The sequence below is a fragment of the uncultured Muriicola sp. genome (assembly GCF_947258935.1).
Classification (GTDB): Bacteria; Bacteroidota; Bacteroidia; order Flavobacteriales; family Flavobacteriaceae; genus Muriicola.
This window is the reverse complement of the sequence record NZ_CAMYKH010000012.1, coordinates 56764-65394: the sequence shown is the minus strand read 5'-3', so window position 1 is coordinate 65394 and position 8631 is coordinate 56764. Positions and strand designations below refer to the sequence as shown.

Sequence of the window (8631 nt, the reverse complement as noted above, 5' to 3'; positions counted from 1 at the left end):
CTGAATTTTGTATGCCTGTTTCTATGGTGATGCTCCGTACATCAAGAGCCTGTAGTTTGAATAATTCGGCCAGGGAAAATCCTGTTAAGAATGCCAGAGCATTATGAAGCAGTACGATCCAAAATACATAAACGAGATATTCTTTGATAAGCAACCAATTATTAAAGACCACTACCAGTATTAGGCAGATAAAGAATCCTAAGGATACTATTTTTAGATATTTGGAGAGCTTTCTTGCCAGTTGATGAAAACGATGATTGATCCAAACACCCATCACCAAGGGCACTCCCAGGATCAAAGAAACAAGCTCTATCATCTCAAGCGGAACAATAGCAATTTCTTTTAACATCAAATTTGTAGGCTCATAGAGTGACCCCCATAAACTGAGATTAAGCGGTGTAAGAAAAATAGCCAATAAAGTAGCGTTCGCAGTTAATGTAACAGACAAGGCAGTATTTCCTTTGGCCAATGATGAAATAAAATTAGAGATGTTTCCTCCCGGACACGCTGCTACCAGAAACATTCCCAGTGCCATACTCGGCATAGGTTTAATTGCCATAACCAAGAGGAAGGTTATAAAGGGAAGGACAATAAACTGACTTAGAATGCCAACTATAACAGGTTTAGGATTCCTTATTAGTCGTTTAAAATCGTCCAAGGTGATCTCTAATGCCACCCCAAACATAATAAAGGCAAGGATGAGATTAAGAATCCAAAGTGTTTCTGTATTAAAGTTGATACGAACAGCGTCTATCGTAGATTCTATCACCTATTACAAATTAAATATTCTATTAGGATATAATAAAGCTTCATTTCAAAGATAGGTAAGATACCCTTCAATAATGAAATGGGGAACTGTTCAGAAAACCTAATTCACTATTCTTTGTTCTTCCTGTTGAAAAAGAACGGGATTTGTATTACTTTCTTTTTAAGCTTGTTATTTTTGTAATAAAAGGTAGAAAACATGGCACGAACATTAAGCAATATGCTTCCATTAGGAACACAAGCCCCTAATTTTTCATTGCTCGATACAGTTTCCGATGCTGTAAAAAGCTTGGATGAAGTAAAAGGAATCAAAGGAACGGTCATTATGTTTATTTGCAATCACTGTCCGTTCGTAAAACATGTGAATGAGCAGATTGCTCTTCTAGCAAAAGAATATCAGGTAAAAAGCATAGGATTTGTCGCTATTTCAAGTAATGATGTAGTGAATTACCCTCAGGATGCCCCGCATTTAATGAAGGAGAACGCATTACAAGAAAATTATACGTTTCCGTATTTGTACGATGCCACACAAGAAGTTGCAAAGTCTTATGATGCGGCATGTACACCCGACTTCTATTTATTTGATGCTGAACTGCGCCTGGTCTACCGCGGACAGTTAGACGATTCCAGGCCAGGAAATGGTTTACCGGTTAACGGAGCCGACCTTCGGCAGGCTATGGATTGTTTGTTAAATAAAAGATCATTGCCAAAAGACCAAAAACCAAGCATAGGTTGCAATATTAAATGGAGCGATAATTGAACTCAATAAAATGAACAATACCATAGGTCTGGAGCCTTTGTCTGTAACTACTTTTTCAACCTATTGTAAACTTGGCGAGCAGGCATACAGGGATCATTATCTTCATCTCTGGCCCAATGAGGATCCTTCGCCATATATTGAAAGTAGTTTTACTGCAGCTGTATTAAGGAAGGAAGTCAAAGATCCAAATACCTTTCATTTTATCATCCGAAAACAAAGCGAAGGAATTGGGATCCTAAAATTGATCAAGGATAAAGGTGTTAAAAATATTCCGCACAAAGGTTCCATGCTGCTGGAAAAGATCTATCTGTTACATAAATTCACAGGGAAAGGCCATGGAAAACAGATTCTGAAGAAGTTGGAATCAATGGCCTTACGTCTTCAAATTAGTCACCTCTGGCTGGCAACCATGAAAAAGGGCAGCGCTTTATTATTTTATCAGGAGTTGGGGTACACCATAATTGGAGAACAGCAATTGCCGTTTCAAAATGCCAGGCAAGATGAAAAAGAGATGTACTTATTGTTAAAAGAACTACGACCAAAGGTTCCTAAAGAGGGAACCAGTTATTTCTGTCGATAAGTGACTGAATATGGGCTAGATGATGATTTCCGTGCCAGGCGTAACGTCCTATATTTTCTTCAAGGGTTGTTTCGCTATTGCCAACAGGATGAATAAAGGTCTTCTTCAGATCTTCTGCGGAAAGTCCATTGAGCAAGTAAACTAATTTGGCGTGAACAGCCTCTAGATGGGCAAGCGATAGATCGATAGGGCCGGTAACAGAATCGAATAATTGTGCCCATTCCTTTTCCAAATAGGGCTTAATGACTGGATTATCTTCTGTCAAGGCCCATTTAAAACGAATATAGCTATGGTGATGGCTATCTGATAGATGATGCACAACCTGGCGCACCGTCCAACCCCCTGGACGATAAGGCGTGTCTAATTGCGTTCTGGACAAGGGAGTTGCGATGTCTGAAACGTTGACCGGCAAAGCCTCAATTTGTGCGATCCAATCTTTAACGATCATATTATTGATCTTTTCCGGCTTTACGAAATGGCCTATAGGGTATTTTAATTCTTCTAATGACATATCTTCCATAGATTAAAAATAAGAAACTCCCATATGTGTAAATAGCTTATATCGCTAAAATTATGTTACAATTCTAACACGCTTATATACTTTGAAATTAAAAACTTGTAAAACTTGCTTAAACTTGACCTTAGAAACAACTAACTAGAATGGGCATTTTCTAGTGTACTATTGATATGTCACACCTAAACCTCAATACGGGAATTTATAGATTCTACCTCAAAAGCCCTTATTTTTAATTATTTAAATGTACCTTTGCGGCTTAATTAACAATTTATTTTTTATTATTATGAGTAAAGGAACAGTAAAATTCTTCAATGATTCAAAAGGCTACGGTTTTATCACTGAAGACGGTTCGCAAGAAGATCACTTTGTACACATTTCTGGCTTAATTGACGAAGTACGTGAAGGTGACGTTGTAGAATTTGAACTACAACAAGGAAAAAAAGGATTAAACGCCGTTAATGTGAAAGTATTAGATTAGGTAAAAATTCCATTTTTTAGCATAACCCTGGCCAATTGGTCAGGGTTTTTTTATGCTCTTCATGTTCAATCCCAGGTTGTTCATAAGTTGTTATTAACTTCAACTACCTGCCTCACAACAATTTCTATTTTTTTGCGTCTTTATAGTACACTCCTATAACCCATTAATAACCTATTAGAATGTATTCCTTCTTTTGGATCCTTTTGATATTGATAGCAGTCAATATCGTTTTATTGCTACTTAGTACCACGAGTAAAACAAAATTGTAAAAAAAACCCTACTAGGAGGTAGGGTTTATCGTGGATAAGATGTTACACTTATAAAAGGACTATGTCTATTTTCTTTAGCATCTTATTGTTCCTGGTAGTACTGAATATGGTATTGTTATTGTTTTCAATTCAAGTGACGAAACGCAATTAAGTCAGCTTTAGACCTTACCTGGAATTCTAAATCCTGGAATACGTCTATTTGGCATCCATTAATTCAACATCAAAGATCAGTGTAGCATTCGGAGGTATAACCCCGCCGGCCCCTGCACTGCCATATGCCAGATTGGAAGGAATAACAAATCGAGCCTTATCTCCTACTTTTAAAAGACCGATGCCTTCATCCCAACCGGGAATAACCTGGCCTACCCCGAGCTGAAAAGAAATAGGCTGATTCCGCTTATAGGACGAATCGAAAACCTTTCCATCTAGAAGTGACCCCTCGTAGTGTACCGAGACTTCATTGCCTTTTGAAGCTTGTTTCCCAGACCCTTTTTGAATCATTTTATAACGAAGTCCACTTTGGGTCTTATCAAAACCAGCGGCTATCTTCTGAAGTTCTGCTTCAGCTTTCTCTTTTTCGTCAGCCAGTCTTTTCTCTCTGGAACCCTCAAACGTTCTGAATGCTTCAACCGCATTCCAGTCCTCTGCTTCTTTCCCAACACGTACAATTTCGAGCGACTTTATACTGTCTCCTTGTTCAATAGCATCTACCACTTCCTGACCAGCTTCTACATTCCCAAAAACAGTGTGTTTATTATCTAACCAGGGCGTGGCAATATGAGTGATAAAGAACTGGCTCCCGTTAGATCCGGGACCTGCATTGGCCATGGAAAGCACACCCGGGCCACTATGGGTTAGGTCTGGATGAAATTCATCATCGAACTTATATCCAGGATCGCCGGTGCCTGTACCTAAAGGACAACCTCCCTGGATCATAAAATCTGGTATCACTCTGTGAAATGATAGTCCGTCGTAATAGGGCGTACCTTGTGGTTTAACATCATTTTCTAAAGTTCCTTCCGCAAGGGCTATAAAATTCCCAACAGTACCAGGAGTTTTGTCTTGAGTTAATTTTACAAGGATCTCTCCTTTTGTCGTATTGAATTTAGCGTAAATTCCGTTTTGCATATGATCTATTTTTATGAGCCGCAAAGGTAATAAAATTAACAGGGACCTACCCTGTATGACGATTCATATCCTTATAAAACCGTACTAAGTTTACTACTAGTTTGCAGATCCCAGATCATATTTGTCTGCGAGGTATATAAGACTCACCATAGCAGCTGCTCCCAGTTCCAATTCTCGCTTATTCACATGTTCAAAAGTATCGTTTTCCGCATGGTGGTGGGCAAAATATCTTTGTGAATCCGGGCGTAAGCCTGCCAACACTATTCCTTCTTTTTTAAGGGGGCCTATATCTGCTCCGCCGCCGCCTTTGGTGAATTGTTGCATCAAATAAGGTTCAAAAAGGGACTTCCAATTCAGGATGGTAGAAAAATCGGCTTCTGAACTATCAAAAGAAAATCCTCTGGGTGTAAATCCTCCGGCATCACTCTCTAAAGCAAATACATGTTTCTCACCATTTTTTTCTGCTTCAGAAGCATATTTCCTGCCACCTCTCAGGCCATTTTCTTCATTCATAAATAACACTACTCGTATGGTCCTTTTAGGTTTATAGCCACTGAGTTTCAACAAGCGCAACACATCCATACTCTGCACGCAACCAGCACCATCATCATGAGCGCCATCACCGAGATCCCAGGAATCTAAATGTCCACCAACAACTATGATCTCATTTGGCTTTGTGCTGCCTTTGATCTCACCTATGACGTTAAAAGAAGGAACATCTTCTAATTGCTTGCAGTTCTGTTTAAAATAAAATTGAATGTTGGGATCCAACTTCAGGGTTGTACTCAAGAATTCTGCCCCGTTGGTACTTATAGCGGCCGCAGGGATCTTTTCCGCATCTGTAAGATCTCCATAACTTGTAGATCCTGTATGAGGATAATCATCTAGCCTGAGGTTCATTGATCTGACAATGACCCCTACTGCCCCATATTTAGATGCTTCAGCCGCTCCAGAAGATCGCTGATTTACCGCACCACTATATGCCTGGAAAGTATTTAAAAGGGTTGGATCCATAGGACGATTAAAAAAAACGATCTTCCCTTGTATCTTCGCCTTCCCTAACTTTTCCAAATCACTTAATTCTCTAACTTCAATTACATTTGCTTTTACACCCCCCGGAGGAGTTGCAACAGATCCTCCCAAAGCACAAATAGGAACGTTGCTCGTATATCCAGGCTTGCTTTCTAGATAGGCAAATTCTGGAGTACCGCGTACCCATTTAGGTACCATGACCGGTTGCAGCCAAACCCTATCAAGCCCCAAAGAATCTAGTTCTGCCTTAGTATATACAATGGCCTGTTCAGCCTGAACCGATCCGGATAATCGTCCCCCGATCTGATTCGACAAATGATTTAGCCAATCGTATGACTTTCCTTTTGTAAGGGCCAGGTCATAGAATATTTTTAATTGTTTTTCATCCTCCGTCTGGCCATAGATTGTAACCATATTGACCATAAGCAGCAGGCAAATTAATTTCTTTATCATTCGTTTTCTAATTGTGTTTTATACGATTCAATATTCAACTTTGTTTCTTCATCTAGCTCTGGTTCTACCACGTCCGTATACTTCGTTAACTCCTGCAGCAGTATTTCCGCCACTAAAACTCTGGCAGCCTCCTTATTATCTGCAGGGATAACATACCACGGAGCATGTTTCTTGGAGGTTTTATTGATGGCATCCTCATAACATTGTTGATATTTTTCCCATAGGCCTCGTTCTTTAAGATCTCCGGATGAAAATTTCCAATTCTTTTCTTTTAACTCCAATCGTCTTAACAAACGCTGGCGCTGTTCTTCTTTAGATAGATGCAAGAAGAATTTGAAAATGATGGTGCCATTTTGAGCTAAATGTTGTTCAAAATCATTTATCTGTTTAAACCTCTTCTCCCAAAATGCCTCATCAATATCATCCACACTATGGATTCCCGGAATATGCTCTCCCAAAATATAGGCTGGATGCACTCTTGTTACCAATACATTTTCATAGTGCGTACGATTAAAAACGCCAAATTTGCCTTTGGCAGGCAAGGCTATATAGTGTCGCCATAGATAATCATGACTGCGTTCAAGATCTGTTGGGACCTTAAAACTATACACTTCAACCCCACGGACATTGAAATCTTTAAACACCTCCCGGATAAGGCTGTCTTTACCGGAGGTATCCATCCCCTGTAAACATATGAGTACACTGTACTTATCATGGGCGTACATGACGTCCTGAAATTTTCCCAACTTTGCCCGTATTTTCCTTAAGTATTTCTTGAGTTTTTTCTCTGAAGCACGGAAATCTACATGGGTTTTCCGGGAATTCAGTTGAATATTCCCTTCTACCTTATATTCTTTTGTATCTATATTCTTCATAGGATGAATATAAAATAATTTATAATGCCTAGGTAGTTCCTCTTCATAAATAAGGGAAGAAATGGGGGTTAGATGTCACATAAATTCACGTAAATCGTGGCTTTTTTCCATTATGACGATAAAATGAGGTCGTCCAAGACTTCTATTTTATCTTTATTCCACCAAAATCTTATCCTAAAAGCCTTTGCTTATGAAAGGACTCGTAGCTTCTTTGTGGCTTGCCCTTTTACCGGTTCTCCCTGGTGGGGTATACTCCAATGCCTGCGATTACGCAGGCTCTAATATCAGTTACATTAGGACACAAACCCAAAACGCCATTGATGCCCAAAAGTTGAATATGGTGCACTACTATGCGTATAAAGCCTTGAACGCCATAGAAAAATCCAAACAACAATTCAGTGATTGTGGATGTGAATATGCGCAACAGAGTATTGAGGAAGGAGAAAACAATCTTAGGAAGGCCATCAAGGTTACTTCTCTTCTAAGTTCCAGGATGTTACTTGAAAAGGTTATGGAAAATGCGCAAGGTAGTTTGGAAGCCTTACAGGATCACAATGAGATACATACGAGCGAATACGGTAATGATATGCTCGCCTTGAATACTAACGACCTAAAGAAACCCAAAAAGCGTTTTCAACCAACCCAAGGAAAAAAACTCGAATCAAAGATCGATTCTTCATTGGTAAGTTTTCAGAATTCTCTCAATCAAGTTGTATTAACAGTAGAATGTGAGGAAGCACAAGATTTTGTACTACGTATTTTTGAGCGCTGTGAATTAGAGCTTCTTAAAACCAACTTAACAGAAGGTAAGCGTTATTACAATTTAAGAACAAAAGAGATAGCGGCTAAAGCCCTGGAAGAGCTGTCAGTAAGTTGTAAATAAGAACAGTAAAATTGTTTTTTTAAGGAGCTTTATATTTTACCTTATTTACTGGCGAATAATTTCACATCCTTTTCGGTAATCTCATCATTCCCCAGTATGGTAAGTCGTTCTACCACATTGCGCAATTCTCTGATATTCCCGGTCCAATCGTAGGCCTTAAGAAGTTCTAGTGCCTTGGTAGAAAATTGCTTAGGAGCTATTCCTTGTTCAGCACCTATTTTTTCAGAAAAATGTTCAATAAGCAGCGGAATATCTGCCCTTCTATCATTTAGAGACGGCACTTTCACCAAAATAACCGCCAGTCTGTGGTATAGGTCCTCACGGAATCTGCCTTCCTCAATTTCTTTACTTAGATCTTTGTTAGTAGCAGCTACTACACGAACATCAACGCTTATATCTTTATCAGATCCTACTCGTGAAATTTTATTCTCTTGTAATGCCCTTAGCACCTTAGCTTGCGCAGAGAGGCTCATGTCCCCTATCTCATCCAGGAAGATTGTACCCTTATTGGCTGTTTCAAATTTACCTGCCCTGTCTTTTATTGCCGAGGTAAAAGCTCCTTTTACATGGCCAAAAAGTTCACTTTCAATCAATTCTGAGGGAATGGCGGCGCAATTTACCTCAATAAATGGAGCAGCATGTCGTTCGCTTTTTTCATGGATCCAATGTGCAACTAGTTCCTTCCCTGTTCCATTAGAACCCGTAATAAGGACCCTGGCATCTGTAGGAGCTACTTTATCTATGATCTCCTTGATGCTGTTTATCTCAGGACTTTCACCTATCATTTCATAATTCTTACTTACCTTTTTCTTTAAAATCTTGTTTTCTACGACCAGTTCTTTTTTGTCTAAGGCATTTCTTACTGTGGTCAACAATCTATTTAGATCCGGG

General features: G+C 39.3%; 10 protein-coding genes. 4 read left to right on the top strand and 6 right to left on the bottom strand.

Features of this window, described 5'->3' with window-relative positions; all coding sequences use genetic code 11:
* The coding region (locus tag Q0X72_RS03715) for a bile acid:sodium symporter family protein (RefSeq protein WP_297762139.1) at positions 1 to 769 on the bottom strand (769 nt) is incomplete at its 3' end.
* 195 nt (positions 770 to 964) lie between these two features.
* Between Q0X72_RS03715 and Q0X72_RS03710 the strand changes: the two genes are divergently transcribed.
* Complete coding sequence (locus tag Q0X72_RS03710; protein ID WP_297762137.1) at positions 965 to 1525, top strand: thioredoxin family protein; 561 nt, start codon at positions 965 to 967, stop codon at positions 1523 to 1525.
* Between the two features lie 10 nt (positions 1526 to 1535).
* The gene (locus Q0X72_RS03705) at positions 1536 to 2105 is read left to right on the top strand and encodes a GNAT family N-acetyltransferase (RefSeq protein WP_297762135.1); all 570 of its coding nucleotides are present in this window, start codon (positions 1536 to 1538) and stop codon (positions 2103 to 2105) included.
* On the opposite strand, the gene Q0X72_RS03700 is transcribed toward Q0X72_RS03705, so the two are convergent.
* Positions 2074 to 2616 carry a YfiT family bacillithiol transferase gene (locus Q0X72_RS03700; RefSeq protein ID WP_367180411.1) on the bottom strand — a complete coding sequence of 181 codons (543 nt, stop codon included), beginning with the start codon at positions 2614 to 2616 and terminating at the stop codon, positions 2074 to 2076. The two genes, Q0X72_RS03705 and Q0X72_RS03700, sit on opposite strands and share 32 nt — an antisense overlap.
* A 289-nt stretch (positions 2617 to 2905) precedes the next feature.
* Between Q0X72_RS03700 and Q0X72_RS03695 the strand changes: the two genes are divergently transcribed.
* Entirely contained in the window at positions 2906 to 3100 is a 195-nt protein-coding gene (locus tag Q0X72_RS03695) for a cold-shock protein (RefSeq protein ID WP_129605219.1), read from the top strand.
* Between the two features lie 464 nt (positions 3101 to 3564).
* Here Q0X72_RS03695 and Q0X72_RS03690 read toward each other — a convergent pair whose 3' ends face one another.
* The 3 genes from Q0X72_RS03690 to Q0X72_RS03680 form a co-directional block, all read right to left on the bottom strand.
* Positions 3565 to 4497 (bottom strand): peptidylprolyl isomerase, encoded by a 933-nt coding sequence (locus Q0X72_RS03690; RefSeq protein WP_297762129.1) that lies wholly within the window; start codon positions 4495 to 4497, stop codon positions 3565 to 3567.
* 96 nt (positions 4498 to 4593) lie between these two features.
* Positions 4594 to 5982: a M20/M25/M40 family metallo-hydrolase gene (locus Q0X72_RS03685; RefSeq protein WP_297762127.1), complete on the bottom strand. Its 1389-nt coding sequence runs from the start codon at positions 5980 to 5982 to the stop codon at positions 4594 to 4596.
* Positions 5979 to 6857 (bottom strand): PPK2 family polyphosphate kinase, encoded by an 879-nt coding sequence (locus tag Q0X72_RS03680; protein ID WP_297762125.1) that lies wholly within the window; start codon positions 6855 to 6857, stop codon positions 5979 to 5981. Before Q0X72_RS03680 ends, Q0X72_RS03685 begins: the two co-directional genes overlap by 4 nt.
* 190 nt (positions 6858 to 7047) lie before the next feature.
* Here Q0X72_RS03680 and Q0X72_RS03675 point away from each other — a divergent pair, with 190 nt between their 5' ends.
* A complete protein-coding gene (locus Q0X72_RS03675; RefSeq protein WP_297762123.1) occupies positions 7048 to 7740 on the top strand; it encodes a hypothetical protein in 693 nt (230 codons plus the stop codon).
* Positions 7741 to 7781: 41 nt separating this feature from the next.
* On the opposite strand, the gene Q0X72_RS03670 is transcribed toward Q0X72_RS03675, so the two are convergent.
* Positions 7782 to 8631 (bottom strand): sigma-54-dependent Fis family transcriptional regulator (locus Q0X72_RS03670; RefSeq protein WP_297762121.1); only part of this gene is annotated, 850 nt, incomplete at its 5' end.